10 protein-coding genes and 1 tRNA gene are annotated in these 17,598 nt (G+C 39.3%); 2 read left to right on the forward strand and 9 right to left on the reverse strand.

From position 1 onward, the window contains the following. Positions 1-46: 46 nt before the first annotated feature. From RM549_RS11545 to mce, 6 genes are all read right to left on the reverse strand, one after another. Positions 47-1,819 carry a glycoside hydrolase family 32 protein gene (locus RM549_RS11545; RefSeq protein WP_311684938.1) on the reverse strand — a complete coding sequence of 591 codons (1,773 nt, stop codon included), beginning with the start codon at positions 1,817-1,819 and terminating at the stop codon, positions 47-49. Between the two features lie 315 nt (positions 1,820-2,134). Then, a complete protein-coding gene (locus RM549_RS11550) occupies positions 2,135-3,718 on the reverse strand; it encodes a glycoside hydrolase family 32 protein (RefSeq protein WP_311684940.1) in 1,584 nt (527 codons plus the stop codon). Positions 3,719-3,728: 10 nt separating this feature from the next. Continuing rightward, the gene (locus tag RM549_RS11555) at positions 3,729-5,072 is read right to left on the reverse strand and encodes a sugar porter family MFS transporter (RefSeq protein WP_311684941.1); all 1,344 of its coding nucleotides are present in this window, start codon (positions 5,070-5,072) and stop codon (positions 3,729-3,731) included. Between the two features lie 244 nt (positions 5,073-5,316). Further along, positions 5,317-8,040, reverse strand: coding sequence for a substrate-binding domain-containing protein (locus RM549_RS11560; RefSeq protein WP_311684943.1), 2,724 nt, complete (start codon positions 8,038-8,040; stop codon positions 5,317-5,319). Positions 8,041-8,810: 770 nt separating this feature from the next. Beyond that, positions 8,811-8,884, reverse strand: a tRNA-Ile gene (locus RM549_RS11565). 141 nt (positions 8,885-9,025) lie between these two features. Next, positions 9,026-9,460 (reverse strand): methylmalonyl-CoA epimerase, encoded by a 435-nt coding sequence (gene mce, locus RM549_RS11570; RefSeq protein WP_311684944.1) that lies wholly within the window; start codon positions 9,458-9,460, stop codon positions 9,026-9,028. Between the two features lie 222 nt (positions 9,461-9,682). On the opposite strand from mce, the gene rbfA reads away from it, so the two are divergent. Together rbfA and RM549_RS11580 are read left to right on the forward strand one after the other, a co-directional pair. Beyond that, positions 9,683-10,078, forward strand: coding sequence for a 30S ribosome-binding factor RbfA (gene rbfA / locus RM549_RS11575; protein WP_311684945.1), 396 nt, complete (start codon positions 9,683-9,685; stop codon positions 10,076-10,078). A 1-nt stretch (position 10,079) separates the two neighbouring features. Then, positions 10,080-11,282, forward strand: coding sequence for an ABC transporter permease (locus tag RM549_RS11580; protein ID WP_311684947.1), 1,203 nt, complete (start codon positions 10,080-10,082; stop codon positions 11,280-11,282). A gap of 166 nt (positions 11,283-11,448) precedes the next feature. Here the strand turns inward: RM549_RS11580 and dusB are convergent, their stop codons facing one another. From dusB to RM549_RS11595, 3 genes are all read right to left on the reverse strand, one after another. Then, positions 11,449-12,441, reverse strand: coding sequence for a tRNA dihydrouridine synthase DusB (gene dusB / locus RM549_RS11585; RefSeq protein WP_311684949.1), 993 nt, complete (start codon positions 12,439-12,441; stop codon positions 11,449-11,451). Positions 12,442-13,150: 709 nt separating this feature from the next. Continuing rightward, positions 13,151-15,556 carry a TonB-dependent receptor domain-containing protein gene (locus RM549_RS11590; RefSeq protein WP_311684951.1) on the reverse strand — a complete coding sequence of 802 codons (2,406 nt, stop codon included), beginning with the start codon at positions 15,554-15,556 and terminating at the stop codon, positions 13,151-13,153. A gap of 113 nt (positions 15,557-15,669) precedes the next feature. Continuing rightward, positions 15,670-17,433: a glycoside hydrolase family 3 protein gene (locus RM549_RS11595; protein WP_311684953.1), complete on the reverse strand. Its 1,764-nt coding sequence runs from the start codon at positions 17,431-17,433 to the stop codon at positions 15,670-15,672. Between the last annotated feature and the right edge of the window lie 165 nt (positions 17,434-17,598).

The following is a 17,598-nucleotide window of genomic DNA, read 5'->3' on the forward strand; positions in this document are numbered from 1 at the left end:
CGGTAACTTTTAATTCTAGCCTCCTTTATGAATTTATTGTAAAACTTTATCTGCTACTATTATCTTTTTTAAGATCAGAATTGGCAGCTTTATCTTCATTTGACTCATAAATACTTTTCATCTGCCATGCATCTAAAGACACAAGTTCTGCATCTTTCCCTCTAGAGCTAAGAGAAACTCCCAAACTGTCTTCTCTTCCCGGATAAACGCGTACTGCCACCACCTGTTCTCCATTGACGAAAACTTCAACCACACTTTTGTCGATGAAGACCCGTAACTTCACATTCTCCCCCGGATTTAGCAGAAACGGTGCGGTTTCGGGAGCTCGTACTTCTACATCGGGCAGTATGGAAGAATAGGAAGACTCTATAGAAACTAAACTTTCTCTAATGTCACCTCCTTCATGTTCATTCTTTTCTCCTGTGACCAATGGGAGCAGGTCTTCCGGCATTCTAGCTGTCCCAGGTTCGGAGGCATAATTCAAACCGTCTGAAAACCCCTTTTCCTTATAGATGACTATTCGGGTATATTCTTCCTTGTTAGGGGATCTGAGCACATTAAGTTCAATTATTTTTGAGTCTTTTGGATCGATTTCCGCAGAAATTTCCATGGCATTTCCTTTGATGCTCTCCAGGACTATCTCCTTATTTGCCGGAAGAATAATTTTCCCCACATTCTGACCATCAAAGTGTAAGGAGCTGAAATCCCCGGCAGGTTCTTGGCCTAAAACATCATCTTCAATTAAAGTCATTCTGCGCGGCAGAGTCATGATCTGATTCCAACCTTCGGTAGGTTTTCCTGGATTCATATTAAATATAACGATCACTCCACCCTCGCCGTCCGGGGTGGCAGAAGGGGCATGTACCCCTGAAGGACTAACCGCTCCCTGATTAAATTTCCCACCGGAGGTTACCAGGAACTTGTCGTTTTTTTTGTCATAATCCCCCAAGAGGTATTGTCCGCCACTCATATGGCTGAAGAAGTTCATAATATATTTATCCTCTCCGATAGGCCAGAAATAAGGACAGGCGCCATCATCTCCAACTAAGGTGAAGCGATCATCTTCGACAAATTCATGCAGATACTCCCAATTGGTAAGGTCTTTTGATCTGAACAAATGATTTGCCCTCACCGGTTTGCCGCCAGGACCTGTTTCACTGCGTCCGGCCGACAAGGAATAATAATAGTTACCTTTTTTCCAAATTGAAGGGTCAAACACGCTATAGGGAAGAGGGGCAGCGGTGGGACTCTTCAAAGGTATTACAGCTTCTCCCGTAACCTTTTCCCAATTTAGGAGTAGCGGGTCGCTGGACACAGCGACCATGTTCCCCACCCCGGTACCGTGATACATGGCAATCACCCGATCTTCCTCGACCAAGGTGGCTCCCGAAAACACGTGGCGCTCGGGTCCAGGATAAATGGCGTAAGGAAGATCTCTCCAGTGCACCAGATCCTTGCTGATCGCATGACCCCAATGCTGCCGGGGATCTTCGGGCGGATATGCCTGGTAAAAGAGGTGCCAATTCCCATTCCAGTAACTCAGTCCATTTGGATCGTTCAATGTTCCTTCGGGATTAACATAATGGTAGATGGGTCGGTATCGATCACTGGCCAATTTCTCCCTTGACTCCTTGAGCCGCTGCATTAAAGGATTGGTCTTTAATTGTTCTTCCTGCTCTTTCAGGGTTTTAGCAAAAGTGTATTTGGGAACTTTCGACATGTTTTCGGTACTCTTTCCTTGAGCATGGGTTTCATGTGCAGAAAAAAATACACATAGCATCAAGTATATTGACGTACTACATCGGATGAAAGTTTTCATAATTTATTTTTTAATAAATGGTTGAATTATTGAGGTCTCCGTATAAAGTTCCCTCTCTTTTAGCTGTAAATTTTTCTCTTGACGCTGCAAATATAATTTGTAAGTCAAATGGTGTCTCGGAGATCCTCATCTCCCTATTTCCTCTTCCTCATCCTTATCTTGCAGAGCATCGTGGAGAAAACCACCAGCCAATCTTTAAAATGTTTCATTTTCCCTTTTTAAGTTTACTTCTGATATATTTTCGCTTAGACTCTCTCTCCTGAGTCCTAAAAGTAGGAGAGCCAAGAAATTTAGGTTAGAAGCTTCAAATTTATTTTAGTTAAAATTTAGTTGATTAATCTGCAAATCGCGCAATTCAAAATCCTCTTTTGAATCAGCGGTAAGAATTTCATAGGGTTCTCTTGGGAAGAAAATTTCTGTCATTACAGTTTTACCATTATCGTAGAATATTTCTATGGAAGTTTTATCCATAACAATTTCCACGTCCAATGTATGAGAATCGGCTAAACGTGGTGCTGTGGAAGTTTCCCTTCCAAAGACATCATTAAAGTCCGTTAGTCCAGAATCCCCCCGATCTAAAAAGAATTCTTTGTCTATATGGGAATAACCAAACTTTAGGTTGTCACCGACTTCATTTGAAAAAGTAAATAAATAGATCTGGTCCTGAAGGTTCGGGATTTTGAAATTAATGACGGTACTGGTGAAATCTCCACTAGAAGCAAGTACCTCTGGTTCTCCCCCAACTTTTATTGTCTCAACCTCTTTACTGCCTGAGAAATATTTTTCCAGTTCTTTCACAGGGGAAGAAAGTATTCTATAGGTATCACCATCCTTTTTCAGTCTTAGATTCCTAGGCACTGTCATCGAACTACGCCACTGTTCCGTAGGAACTTCGTTTGCGTATTGCCAGTTGGACATCCAGCCGATAAATATGTCTCGCCCGTCGGATTCCGGAATGTTTGACCAGGTTACGCCGGCATAATTATCTTTCCCGAAATCTATCCAATAGTCGTGCTCCTCTTTCATTCCGGCAATTGATTTGTCCGGAGTAAATGTACCTCCATCAAAATCTCCTACAAAATACTGTGTTGCCGAACCTCCATTAGGCCCTCCGGGATTTATACTTACTAATAGAACCCATTTCTCTTCACCTGTTTCTTCTACTGTCATTTTAAAAAGATCAGGGCATTCCCAAACACCTCCATGGCCGCCCATATTTTCTCCGAAATCGCTCTGATGCTCCCATTCAAGTAAATTAGGTGAGGAATAAAAGCTAATGCGGTCCTGAACGGCAAGAGCCATTATCCATTTCTGCTCTTCTTCATGCCAACCTACTTTTGGATCTCTAAAATCTCTTATTCCGGGATTTTGAAGGACAGGGTTTTGTTTATATTTAATCCAGGTTTTTCCTTTATCCAAGCTATAAGCAATCCCCTGCGTCTGATAATCATCGTCACCGGCATCGGCTGCTTCAGCATCGTGATAGGTAAAAATGGCAATTACCGGCGGCGTAGTCCCGTCACCCAGCCCGGAAGTATTTTTATGGTCAACAACTGCACTTCCTGAAAAAATTGTTCCATATTCATCGGGTTCAATGGCAATGGGTTGTTCTTCCCAAATAATGAGATCTGTACTAGTTGCATGTCCCCAATGCATAGGCCCCCATACATTATCATCGGGATTATGCTGGAAGAATAAATGATAAGTTCCATCTAAATAAAACATTCCGTTGGGATCATTCATCCAACCGGAATCAGGTGTAAAATGGAAATTAGGCCGAAAGTCGGAATCGCTTTGTACCGTAACATTTTCTTCAGACTTTTCTCTTCTGTCCTGGCAGGATATAGTTGAAGCTGCCAAGAATAAAGAAAAAGCAGAAACTAGAATTAGTTTTTTCATATAATTTTATTTAGTTGTTTTGTAAATTTATATTTTGTTTTCCTACCGAAAGTTCTACGCTTAATTCTTCCAAAGATTTGCCTTTCGTCTCCGGCATCATAAAAATGACGAAGAAGAGCTGAAGCAGCATCATAAAAGCGAAAAAAGCAAAAACATAGCCGGGACCAATAGTGGAAAAGAGCACGGGAATTACAGACGGTACCATGGCTGCCAGCACCCAATGTGTGGAAGAACCGAAAGCCTGGCCTGAAGCCCGTAAATGATTTGGAAAAATTTCAGAAATGAACACCCATATTACCGCTCCCTGACCAATCGCATGGGCTGCTATAAAAAGGAAGAGGAAAATAGGCACCCATAATCCACCCCAGCTTAGGAAAAAAGCAGCCGCAACAAGAGAAAGTGAGACAATGTAGCCAATAGAACCAATAAGCATAAGCTGTTTTCTGCCCAAACGATCAATGAGAAACACACCCAATAGTGTAAACAGAAGGTTCACCACTCCCACTCCAATACTGCTTAAAAGCGCGGTGCTTTCTCCAAGGCCAGCCGCTTCAAAAATTCTTGGTGCATAATAAAGAAAAGCGTTAATTCCTGACAACTGATTAAAAAACGCCACTAAAAATGCCAGGATGAGCGGGAAGCGGTATTTTTTCATGAAAATATTTTCGCTGGTGTCTTCACTGTCCGATTGATTCTGAATCTCGGCCATTTTCGTTTTAATATCACTTTCAGGATTTATTATCCGCAATACCTTTTCAGCCTCTGCAGTTTTTGATTTTGAAATTAACCAACGTGGACTCCTGGGAATAAATACTACAAAGAGAAGATAAATTAAACCTGGCACCGCTTCTATTCCCACCATCCATCGCCAAGGTTGTTCCCCTGTATTGCGCAGTAGATAATTAGATAAAAATGCGATTAATATTCCGAGGACGATATTAAATTGGTACAAGGACACCAACCGTCCTCTTTGTTTTGGAGGAGCGATTTCAGAAACATAGGTTGGCGCGGCAATAGTGGAGGCTCCAACTCCTAAACCTCCAATAAACCTAAAAATTGCAAATGTAATTGGATCATTAGCGAAAGCTGACCCCAAGGCTGAAAGAAGATAAAGTATACCTATCATTATAAGGGTATTTTTTCTTCCAAATTTATTGGTGGGAATTCCCCCAAAAATAGCACCTACTACAGTCCCCCATAATGCCATCGCCATAACTATAGATCCATGGAAGGCATCAGAAGTTCCCCATAATTCCTGTAGCTGTTTATCGGCTCCAGAAATTACCACTGTGTCAAATCCAAATAAGAAACCTGCTAAGGCGGCACTTATCGACCAGGCAAAAATTTTATTCATACTTCACGTTATATGTATGGAAACTAAAGTATATCTAATTTAAGAGATACTATCTTAGAAAATATTCAAAAAATTATAATATTGTTAAGAAAGTACAAAATCTTTGTGAAAGTCGTAGTAGCTCCGGGTTTTGGCTGGATTATAAGAACTACACTATATCGAAATAGTTATAAAAATGTTACAGATATTATAAAAATGTTACAGGATTAAGCAATCTTCAAGATTTTTTAAAAAAATGGAAGGATCAGCTTTTAAACTGTTTTGGCGAAAAACCGTATTTATTCTTAAAAGAAGTTGAAAAATAACCGGGAGAAGAATAACCTACCATATATGCTATTTCGGAAATATTAAGATCAGAATCCTGAAGTAATTGCTTTGCCTTACTCAAGCGTTGAGAATTAATGTATTCACTTATAGTAATTCCTAAAATTCCTTTTACTTTCCGGTAAAGCTGTACGCGTGAGATATTTAATTGTGCAGCCAGATATTCAACATTGAATTCCGCATTTTCAATGTTTTTGTCAATTATTCTATTTAAATCTCTTAAAAATTGTTGCTCTGAATTATCGAATTTCTCATCTTCTACTTTATCTATTCTGTTGGTATAGTAGTACCGAAGTTTCTCCCTATTGTACAAAACGGCTCGCAGAGACTCTTTCAAGATAGACAAATTAAATGGTTTGGTTACAAAGGAATCTGCCCCTGCTTTCATCGCTTTAATCTCTGATTCTCCTGTGCTCAGAGCCGTAAGAATAATAGTGGGAATATGAGAAGTGCGTAAATCGTTTTTTAAAGCAGCACAAATTTCAAAGCCGTTTTTTTCTGGAAGATTGATATCACAAATTATTACATCGGGAATAATTTCTAAGGCTTTTTCAATACCATCAGTGCCATCTGATAGATAAACAAGATAATCTGCTCTAAACTTCTTTTTTAAAAGATGAGAAAGATCAGGATTATCCTCTATAATCAGCATTTTCTCCGCATTACCATGTTTAAGCTGAGAAAGGCTTTCGTTTTCCAAAACCGTTTCCTGGAAATGAACATTTGAATTCTGCGACAGCATTTCAGAAGAAACTCCTCCAGGATTGTACTCCTTTAGGTGCTCCTTCCCCTTTGGCAGTAAAACACTAAATTCAGCGCCCTGATGAGATGAGACCGAAATTTTTCCTTTGTGAAGCTCAACAAACTGGCGGGTGATATAAAGTCCTAGACCTGAACTGGATTTGTTGTTATTACTCGCCTGTATAAATGGATCAAAAATCTTTTTTAGCTCATTTTTAGGTATACCCGTACCCGAATCTTTTACTTTGATAAGAACAAAATCTTCTGCCACATCTTCCATAGTCAATAATATCTGACCATTTCTAGGTGTAAATTTAAAGGAATTCGAAAGTATGTTGAAAAATACCTTGTCCATCATGTCTTGATCTATAAATAGCTCCACATCCTTGTCGTGAGAATGAAGTTGCAGCGTAATAGATTTTTTTATGGCTTCCGGATTAAAATCGGTATAAATATTCTGAAGGAAATTGTAAATATTTGTCTTTACTGGTTTAATGCGGAAGGAGCCGCTCTCCAGCTTTCTAAAATCAAGAAGCTCATTTATTAGCCGAAGCAAACGCCGTGAATTGTTGATAATAAGTTTGGTTTCATAATTAAAACCCTTTAGATTTTGATTCGTACTTTCTGAAATAGATTCGATTGAGGTTGTAATCAACGTTAGCGGAGTTTTAAACTCATGGGAAAGTGCTGTGAAAAAATTTATTTTACCCTCGTTCGAAATTTTAAGTTTTTCTGCAAATTCTTCAATTTTATTTCGTTGATCAAGAATCTTCTGATTTTTTGATTCCAATCCTTTTTTACTTTTCTTGAGTTTTATAACAAGATATACCGCCCAAACGATTAGGATCAGAAGTAGAATCAGCAATCCAATCATCATCTTCACCAGGTTCCTCTGTGATTTGTAAGTCGCAACCTGCTCCTCAATCACCCTTTGTTGCTGTTCAATATCATTTTGCTGTTCATTCATTTTATTGAACTGATTCTGCATAATATCCACATTTACAGAATCTATAATAACTGTGTTTAAGATATTATTCTTATTCACATTTTTACCCTGCAGTAATAGGCTGGCCAATTTAATAGCTTCAGCTCCCCCAGATGGATACAAAACTGTGGCATCTAGAACTTTATCTTTTACCAATTGAATACCTCCACTGGGACCAAATAAGCCATCCACTCCAATAATTTTAATTCTATCCTGAAGGTTTTTTGACTTTGCCACTTCCCACGCACCCAGAGCCATACGATCGTTATGAGCAAAAATATAATCAGGGGTTAGACCGGAAAGCAACAGCTTGTTGAGAGTCTTCTTAATAGAAGCTTTCTCCCAATCTCCATTAATCGTATGTGAGATTTTAATGGAGGCTATAGAATCAAGAGTCTGTCGAAAACCTGCACTCCTGTCATAGGCAGGGGAAGAACCTTGCAAACCTGTAATTTCAATAACTTTTGTGGAGTCTTGGGCATGAGAAATGATGTATTTAGCTGCATTTCTTCCAATTTCAGTACTATTTGCTCCGATATAAGCAGTAAAATTACGCCCTTCGATTTTGCGATCAATGATTATGGTGGGAATACCAGAGTCCATAGCTTTTTCTATGACGGGAGTAATAGGCACGGACTGTATGGGGGAAACAATAAGAACGTCTACCCCTTTACTGATGAATTCATCAATTTGTTCAATTTGCCTTTGTACGTCATTCTTTGCATCCTTAACTTCTAATTTTAAATCGGGATGCATGCTTGTCTCCACCAGCATAGATTTATTCATCTCCTTTCTCCAGTTATCTGTAGTCATGGCCTGAGAAAAGCCAATTAGGTAACTTTCGCGCTTATCATTTGTGCTACAAGAAGTAAGGCCGCAGAAAATAAGGATTAATAAAAGTTTAATTATAAACTTCATGATGATAATTTTTAAGAATAAGCAGATTTACAATTTACTCACAATCATATTAGGAGAGTATAAAACTAATTCTGTTTTCTTCGTCTCACTTTTAAGTGGGTATAGGATTTTTTTCATAATCCAGATTTAAAAATAATGATCACCCAGAATAAAATATTAGGAAAACTATATCTTTTAAGGTGATTAAAAAGGTAATAAAAAAATCTCCTAAAGCTAACTAACAAAAGAGGTTCCTTTTTCCTTAATCTATTATAAACTGATATACAACTATATTTTAATAATGGAAATATACAGAAAACCCTCTCCGTGGTAAAGTAATTGCTATTGATAACTTTTTATCCTATTTCAAAACCTGATGTTGTTGAAGTCGCAAATGTGTGCTTCAGTTTTTTCTTTAAAATGACGTCCGAAGACAGATTTGTCAATTTAATTTATTGACAAATTTTCCACTAGTTGCGTTTTAAGAATACTATGAAACCGAAAGAAATAATCACAAAAAGTCAAACTGACAATTTTGAAGGATAAGTTGACCATAGTATTAACACTCCTGCAATCCAAATAAAGCAACTAAGACAAAAAAGAAAGTTTTTCAATGCCTTCAAATAATTACGGATCTTTCTTTTTATATAGAATACTGGAAGAAACTGTTTTAGATCAGCAATTTATCTAATTAGGAGAGAATTGAGAGGAATTTATTTTGTTGTACCTATGTTGTACCCAACCAAAAAAGAAAGGCTTCCAATTCCTCGGAAGCCTTGTCTTTACTAGCGTGGTCCCACCTGGACTCGAACCAGGGACCACCTGATTATGAGTCAGGTGCTCTAACCAGCTGAGCTATAGGACCGGCTCATGTGGTATTATGAGGGCGCAAATTTAGATAATTCTATTTTACGCAGCAAACATTTCTTTTTAATTTTATATAAGAAATTTATATCACAATATAACTTCCGGATTCCATTGTTCCATTACCGTAGAAAACAACTTGTTACAATCCTTTCTTTTCTGCGAAGTTCTGAGACGGGATGATCTCCTGACACAATTCCACCAACACCCCGTTAGAACTTTTGGGATGCAAAAAAGCGATCATCTTATTGTCGGCACCCTTTTTTGGAGCGTCATTTAAAAGCACAAATCCTTCAGATTTAAGCCGCTCAATTTCTGCTTCAATATCATCTACCGCAAAAGCCATATGATGAATACCCTCGCCTCGCTTAGCGATAAATTTTGCTATAGGACTTTTAGCATTAGTTGCCGCCAGCAGTTCAATTTTACTGTCTCCAATCTTAAAAAAAGAAGTAGTAACGCCTTCGCTTGCCACATTTTCAGTCTTATAATGTTCTGCGCCCAGGAGGGCTTCATAGGTTTTATTTGCCTCTTCCAGGTTCCTCACAGCTATGCCTATATGTTCTATTTTCTTCATTTCAGTATCTTCAAAATCATTCCTTTTTATTTAAATCATCTTCAGAATAGAAAACAGACTAAAAATTTTATACTATTCACCACTTAGTACGATCAAATTCTTTTTCTCTATTCTTACAGCAACGCGGTCTTTTTTCTTTATTCTGAAAAAATTGGTTCTACCGACTTTACCGGAATCTACTAAATTAAGAATATTAAAATATAAATATGCTATTTTTGCAATATGGAAGAAACTAACAGACAGAAGAAAATAGGAGGCGTACTGCAGAAAGATCTGGCCGATATCCTTCAGAATAATTTAAGGGATGCAGGAAAAACCGGGATTTTGATTTCGGTTTCCAAGGTTAAAGTCACTACAGATCTTTCTATAGCGAAGGCATATCTTAGTGTTTTTCCTCCTAAACATGGTAACGAAATCTTGGAAGAGATTAATGCCGTAAAGCCAAAAATTAAGCACGAAATGGCGCAGCGCACTAAAAATCAGTTGCGTAAAATGCCGGAAATCAATTATTATATCGATGATTCTTTGGAATATATAGAGGGTATCGAAAAATCTATAAAGGGAACAGAAGACCCAATTTCTAATCCTGATCTACTGGACAGAAGGAAAAAGTCGTGACTTGAAATTTTCACTCTACATCGCCAGGCGATATCTTTTTAGCAAAAGCAGTAATAATGCGATCAACATTATTACCATTATCGCCGGTATTGGTGTTTTTGCAGGTGCTTTTTCCCTTTTTATTGTCCTTTCGGGATTTTCGGGACTGCGCAATTTCAGCCTTTCCTATACCAATAAATTCGATCCCGATCTTAAAGTGCTTCCGGCAACGGGAAAAACGATTTCATTTTCCGAAGAACTCTCTGCCGATATTGGGCAAATTCAGGGGGTCGCTAACTTCAGTAAAGTTATTGAAGAGCGGGTCTTCCTGGACTACCGTTCAAAAAACCACACCGCTTTTATTAAAGGTGTGGACGAAAATTACCAGCAGGTAAGTAATGTTGAAGAGGCTATTTTTGATGGTACCTGGCTCGTTTCAAGCGAACCGCAGGTCGTTGTGGGCATTGGGATTAGCAGACTATTGGGTTTAAGCACCTTTAATTATAACGAACTGCTTAATATCCTTGTCCCCAAACCCGGAAAAGGTCAAATCACCAATCCCATGAATGCTTTTAATAAAAAGCAGGTGATTGTTAGCGGAATTTATTCGATTAACGAAGAGCTGGATTCCAAATTTGTCTTTTCCAACATTAATTTTGCTCAGAATTTACTGAATTTGGACGACAACCAATATTCTGCTTTAGAATTAAAACTAGCTCCGGGTGCAGATCCTGAAGTAGTTTCAGAAAAAATTAAAGCTATCTTCCCACAAGATGTTATTATAAAAGACCGGGCGCAGCTAAACGAAGTGCTTTATAAAATGCTTAATACCGAAAATCTCGCGGTATACCTCATCTTTACATTAGTGCTCATAATTGCCCTTTTTAACGTGGTAGGTTCCATTATTATGGTCATCCTCGACAAAAGGGACAACATAAAAACCCTCTTTAGCCTTGGTGCAACGCCAAACCAGATAAAAAATATCTTCTTCCTGCAGGGCATGCTTATGTGCGTAGTAGGCGGCGCAATTGGCCTGGGAAGTTCCCTTTTGCTCATCTATTTGCAATTACAGTACGACCTGGTAATGATCACGCCGAGTTTACCTTATCCAGTAGCGATTACTGCGGAAAATATCCTGATTGTGATCCTGACCATCGGGATATTAGGTTTAATAGCTTCTTATGTAGCGGCAGGCCGAAGCAAAAAAGCTTTAAAAGCGGTATAGTTTTTTCCCGCCACAAATTCACGAAAATTTTGCTTTAAAAAAAAATTTTAAAGCACCTCCCCTTCTTTTCAAGGATAGGTTAACGTTAGGCCGGAGGGCTTTTTAACTTCTTCTATCTGTCTTGATTCTTTGTTCTTGCAGCGAAGCGGTTTCTATTCTTTTTTCCTTAGGCAAATTCAAATCCGGCAAACTCCTTTTCCACCTCATCAAAAGCAGCAAAAACATCGGCTGCATCATCGCTGGTCACCATTTTCATGCGGAATTCTTTAAAATGCGGAATTCCTTTGAAGTAGTTGGTATAATGGCGGCGGGTTTCAAAAACGCCCAGCTTCTCCCCTTTCCAGTCGATAGACATTTGTAAATGGCGTCTCGCAGCATCAACCCGCTCTTGAAGACTTGGCGGCGCAAGGTGTTCTCCGGTTTCGAAATAATGCTTTACTTCCCTGAAGAACCACGGATAACCAATACTGGCCCGACCGATCATCGCGCCATCCAATCCGAATTTGTCCCGCATTTCCATAGCTCTTTCAGGCGTATCTACGTCTCCGTTTCCAAAAACCGGAATATGCATCCGCGGATTATTCTTAACCCCTGCAATTGGCGCCCAGTCGGCTTCTCCTTTGTACATCTGCGCCCGTGTACGTCCATGGATCGAAATTGCTTTACATCCCACATCCTGAAGCCTTTCTGCTACTTCCAGGATTTTTATAGAATCATGGTCCCAGCCCAGTCGTGTTTTTACTGTTACAGGAAGGTTGGTGTGTTTAACCATGGCATCTGTAAGGGAAACCATAAGGTCGATATCCTTCAGAATTCCTGCTCCCGCTCCTTTGGAAACCACTTTTTTCACCGGACAACCAAAATTGATGTCGATAATATCGGGTCCCGATTTTTCCACAATTTCAACCGACTGCAGCATCGATTCCAGGTTGGCACCAAAAATCTGAATGCCCACAGGCCGTTCTTTTTCGTAAATATCAAGCTTCATAACGCTTTTCGCTGCATCGCGAATAAGCCCTTCAGAAGAAATGAATTCGGTATAAACCACATCTGCGCCCTGTTCTTTACAAAGCGCTCTAAAAGGAGGATCGCTAACATCTTCCATTGGTGCAAGCAACAACGGAAATTCTCCTACATCTATGTCTCCAATCTTAGCCACAATAATTATTTTGAGTGTGCAAAAATAAGCAATAAGCAGTCCATCCCCAAGAAGTTTATAAAAACCTGGATAAAATCATTTTATTAGGGACAAGAATAAAGATCGCTGCACTGCAAGAAACAAGACACCTTTCGACAGGCTCAGGGTGACTCATAGCAGGTCGATAATTGGCATTTTCGGGTCGTCACCTAAATCTTCGCAAAAAGTCTCGAAATAGGATAGGGAATCTACCTAAGAATCAGCTTGAGGTTTTTATTTATCTAAGGGTATAACTAATTAGGTGTGTAAAAAACTTTGTTCTTTAGTTCTTTTTTGCAAGTGTAGTACTTCCCCGGCGTTAAAAATTTTTGAAGCCTTGGAGAAAATTTAGCCGGGGAAGTACGGTTTCAATTTGCGATAGCAAAATTGGAAACACCTACAAAAAAGTGTCCTTTTTTTGGTTCGTTTTTTTGGACAGGCAAAAAAATGAACAATTATAAATGGGAAGGAAATTTTTTAACGACCAAAGGGAGAGGATATTTATTTAAGAATGACGTCAATGCTAGTGAAGGCGAAAACAGATTGTATATCAAAAACCTCGTCAGGCTCAGGGTGACTTATAGCAGGTCGATAATTGCCATTTTTAGCGCATGACTAAAACTTCGAATTATCACTGCAGAATATACCTTGAGAATAAAAGTTCCCCCTTCGGGGGCGGAGGGGGCATTTTTTACAATCTATCCCTTTCCGCAGCTTCAATCTGACGCTCATTATCGCTCAGCCTGAAGTTTCCGAAGTTATATTTAAAGCCTACCCGCACATACTGCGTTTCTTCCTGAGCGAGGTAGGAATTGTCCTGATTAAGATACCTGGAAGTAAGTCGGGTGTTGGTTCTGTTGAGTATATCTTCAATATTCACCGTTAGAACGGCGCGGTTGTTCCACAAACTTTTCCGAAGACCTACAGAAAGTATCGCCATTGGCTCCAGCTGATAAGATCCCGAAATAAAATCTGAAATATATACTCCCGTAAGTGTTCCGGAGAAGGTCCCGTCTTTAGAAAGGGTAAAGCTATTGTAGAGCTGGCCATAAAAACCATCAACTTCATTGGTCACTTCCTGGTTATCGCTTTCTAATGCTACAAAAGTATTTTCATCATGAAAAACAGAAGTATACGCCTGCGCATACCAGAAACTGGTAATCGAACGGCCGTGGAGAAAATCTATTCCGTAAGAAACGCTGCCGAGCAGGTTTACACTTACCCTTCTTAAATTTTGCGAAATATTATCCTGGAAAGAAAGCACTTCAGGTGACCTTCCGTAATCTCTATAGTATAAATCGAAAAAGTACTGGTTCTTCAGCGAATAATTTAAATTGAAGTTGTTACTGATAGAAGCACGGAGGTTAGGATTTCCGGCGTTAAAATCATTTTCATTCAGAAAGTATCGGAAAGGATTCAGGCTATTATAATCTGGTCTTGAAATCCTGCGGCTGTAATCAAACGTAAAACTGTGATTTGCTGATACCTGATACTGAAGGTAGGCCGTTGGGAATAATTCAACGTATTCCTGACTGTTCACCTCGTTCATAGAAAGCGAATTCCCTTCCAGATCTGTATATTCCCCACGAAGCCCTCCTTTAAAACTCCAGTTTTCCCAATCCCGGGCAATACTTGCATAAGCAGCATAAACTTTTTCGTCGTAAAGGAATTCATCAGAAAGATTATCATACATAATTCGTAACGTTGCGGTATCAAAATAATCAATCGCACTTTCAGAATTAATGGAAGAAAGTTTAAGTCCGCTTTCAAAACTCGCTTCTCCAAGGGCCGAAGTAAAATCTGCCTGTGCAGTATAAATTTCTATTTCCTGGTTGGCATCTGTATTAAAATTTATATTCTGAATAAAATTTCCGGCTGCATCGAAATAATCTGAATTTACCATCTGTAATCGATCCTGATCATACGTTGTAAAATGTCCCTTAGCTGAAAATTGTGCGCCACTATCAAAATCGTGGGTATACTGAAGGTCAAACGCAATATTTTTTTGATCGGTCTCTACATTACTATCGGTCACTAAGGTAGAATCCAATATTCGCTGCGCATCCCGGAATTCAGAATAAACATTGTTATCCCAATCGATATTTGGCGAAATCATGATATTAGTAGTAAAGCTCAGGGTGTTTTTGTCATCCAGGTAATAATCCAGGATCGCGTTGGCATTATGCGCCCGTGAGCGCGTCACCCTGTCAAAATCTGTATTCCACCGGGAGAAAATGTCTCCGTTATCATTTCTGAAATTTATATGACTGTCATCCTGCTTAATCTCCTTACGCGGACTAAAACTGTAATTGGCAAAGACGTTGAGCTTATCAGTCTTAAAATAGTGACTGGTCCCAAACTGATATTTTGGATAAATAGCCTGCGTGTAATTTCCTTCAACACTACCTTTATAACCAGGCGTGAGTGCTTTTGAAGTATTAATATTAAGAACTGCACCACCTTCAGCCTCATACCTTGCAGGAGGATTGGTGATCACTTCTATAGATTTTATATTTGCTGCAGAATAACTTTCAAGCAATGTCCGTAGTTCGTCAGAGGTCAGTTGTACTTGACGATCGTTAATATAAACAGCTACTCCTTCATTCTTCACCAAAAGATCTCCCTGCACCTGGATAACACCGGGCGTACTTCTTAAAATATCCCAGGTACTGCCGGTAGAAAGTGTTGAGTTTTCCACGTCAAAAACAAGCCGGTCTACTTCTTTTATAATTTTTGGTTTCCTGGTGGTGATGGTAACTTCATCCAGATCTGAAGATGCTTCCTGTAACTGAATTGTATTTAAACTTGCATTGCCATCTACATTTATTTTCTTCTGATATTCCTGATAACCAACAAAAGAAACTTGCAATAAATAATCATCAGATGCTATATCCTGAAGAATAAAATTGCCCTCTTCATCTGAAATCGCTCCTTTATAAAAGGTAACAGAATCCTGAGCATTTAGTAAAACAACGTTGGCATAAGCGACAGGTGCGCCGGTTGATACTATTTTTCCCTTAACTTCATTTTGAGAATAAGACTGGTTACAGACTAAAACAACTAAGAGAAACAGAGGGGTGATGGGGTTCTTAAACATCAAAATATTCTTCTAAATATCAAAAAATCACGCAAATATAAACTTTCCTAAATAATAGCTTAGACATTTAGCCAAAACCTTGAATTATTTACATTCATTCTTAAAAAGAGAAATTAGAACAAGAGAAAATTCCTGTAAAGCCTTAAAAGTGCGGGTACATTTCTAATGGTAAAACCATCCCCTGCTTTAAATTTGTTTCCAATACTTACCGGAAGCCTTCCTGAAGCCATAGAATTTCCAGCAATAAAACCGGCCGCCATTCTTTGTGCTGCTTCAGAATCCTGATAAGCGAGGATCAATCCATCGGCATTTTCTATTCCTTCAATTTTGTCTATAACATATGGATTTTTAAAAAGGCTGAAAATAGTATTTTCTCTACTAGCAAGCTGAAGGATTAGCTCTTCAACATCTTCAGAGAAATTTATATTATTTCGTGGTCGCGACTGAGTGTCGTGAATCGCCACCAGGAGGACCTCAAAATTTGCCAGTTTTCGTAATATATCTTTAACCTCCTCTTCGTCTGCTTCTTCCGAAAGCTGAAAATTTTCCAACTCGTAATTCTCCTTCAAATTCTTCTGAAAAAAAGATTCTTCCTCCACTCCAATGGAAATTGATGCTATCTTCCTCTTCTTCTGCTGAAGCGGCAACAGCATATTTTCATTTTTCAACACAGTAAGGGATGCTTTTGCAAGATCTTCATTAAGGTCTTTAGCTTTACGAGTATTAAGTTCCTTCAGAATATTGGTTGACTTCGATGGCCGATAGTCATCCATTCCTACCCATTGTTTTATAGCCAAAATTCTTCTGCACCTGTCGTTAATTTCTTCCTGAGTGATAAGCCCCGCATTTATTGCAGTCCGCACTTCTTCAATAGCTTTAGGAACATCCTCGCTGTATTCCAACATATCATTCCCTGCCAAAATCGCGTCTTTATCCACCACTCCGGGAAGATTTCCCAAAGTAACGCCCTTCATGTTCATGGCATCTGTCACGATCAAGCCTTTAAATTCGAGCCTTTGCTTTAAAAGCCCTGTAATTATAGGTTTAGACAATGTAGAAGCGACTCCGGTGGAATCCAGCGCGGGAATGTCCAGGTGCGCGACCATCATTCCTCCCACTCCGGCCCTAATCAATTCCCTAAACGGATACAATTCCAGCGAATCCAACCGCGGAAATGGATGATTTATCTGCGGAAGTCCATAATGCGAATCTGTATCGGTATCGCCATGGCCGGGAAAATGCTTTGCTGTTGCCAGTACCCGCCCATCTTGCAGGCCTTTCATATAAGCAACACCTTTTTGTGCCACGTTGTATTTATTTTCCCCGAAGGAGCGGTAATTGATCACCGGATTTTCAGGATTATTGTTCACATCTACCACCGGGGCAAAATTTAAATGCAGCCCCACCCTCTTAATCTGCCGGGCAATTTCCATCCCCATTTTATAGATCAATTCCTCATCCTGAATTGCACCCAAAGCCATCTGGTATGGGTAACTTATCGTATTGTCCAGGCGCATTCCCAGGCCCCATTCGGCATCTATAGCTCCCAACAACGGAACATTGGCAGCTCGCTGATATTCGTTCATTAGTTTTACCTGCGCTTCGGGATCACCCTGAAAGAACAACAGTCCTCCCACTTTTTGCTCCTCTACCAATTCCAGGATTTCCTTTTTGTGCTCCTCTCCCCTGTTGGAAAAAGCCGCCACCATAATGAGCTGCGCAATCCGTTCATCCGGAGACAGCGTGGTCATCACAGAATCCACCCATTTATTGTTTTGATACTTCAGAAAATCTGGATTCCCGGCTGCCAATTGCTGCGACCATACTGGTGCGCTAATAATGATTAATAAAATGTATAGTAAAAATTTCCTCTTCATGTTGCTAATTTCTTCGGAAGTCTAAAATAGCTATTTGAAAAGAATTAATATCGCTACGCTGCAAGAAAAGAGATCCAAGACTTAATCCAAAAATTACGCTAAACTCTATTTATGGCTGCGAGTACCTTAAGCTCATCTTTAAAAAATCTTCACTTTTTATCAAAC

It is taken from the genome of Autumnicola patrickiae (assembly GCF_031846525.1).
Taxonomy (GTDB): Bacteria; Bacteroidota; Bacteroidia; order Flavobacteriales; family Flavobacteriaceae; genus Autumnicola; species Autumnicola patrickiae.

Excerpts from the sequence above, each read along its gene's own strand:
- RM549_RS11545 (WP_311684938.1), bottom strand. The coding sequence starts at position 1,819 with ATGAAAACTTTCATCCGATGTAGTACGTCAATATACTTGATGCTATGT.
- RM549_RS11550 (WP_311684940.1), bottom strand. The coding sequence starts at position 3,718 with ATGAAAAAACTAATTCTAGTTTCTGCTTTTTCTTTATTCTTGGCAGCT.
- RM549_RS11555 (WP_311684941.1), bottom strand. The coding sequence starts at position 5,072 with ATGAATAAAATTTTTGCCTGGTCGATAAGTGCCGCCTTAGCAGGTTTC.
- RM549_RS11560 (WP_311684943.1), bottom strand. The coding sequence starts at position 8,040 with ATGAAGTTTATAATTAAACTTTTATTAATCCTTATTTTCTGCGGCCTT.
- mce (WP_311684944.1), bottom strand. The coding sequence starts at position 9,460 with ATGAAGAAAATAGAACATATAGGCATAGCTGTGAGGAACCTGGAAGAG.
- rbfA (WP_311684945.1), top strand. The coding sequence starts at position 9,683 with ATGGAAGAAACTAACAGACAGAAGAAAATAGGAGGCGTACTGCAGAAA.
- RM549_RS11590 (WP_311684951.1), bottom strand. The coding sequence starts at position 15,556 with ATGTTTAAGAACCCCATCACCCCTCTGTTTCTCTTAGTTGTTTTAGTC.
- RM549_RS11595 (WP_311684953.1), bottom strand. The coding sequence starts at position 17,433 with ATGAAGAGGAAATTTTTACTATACATTTTATTAATCATTATTAGCGCA.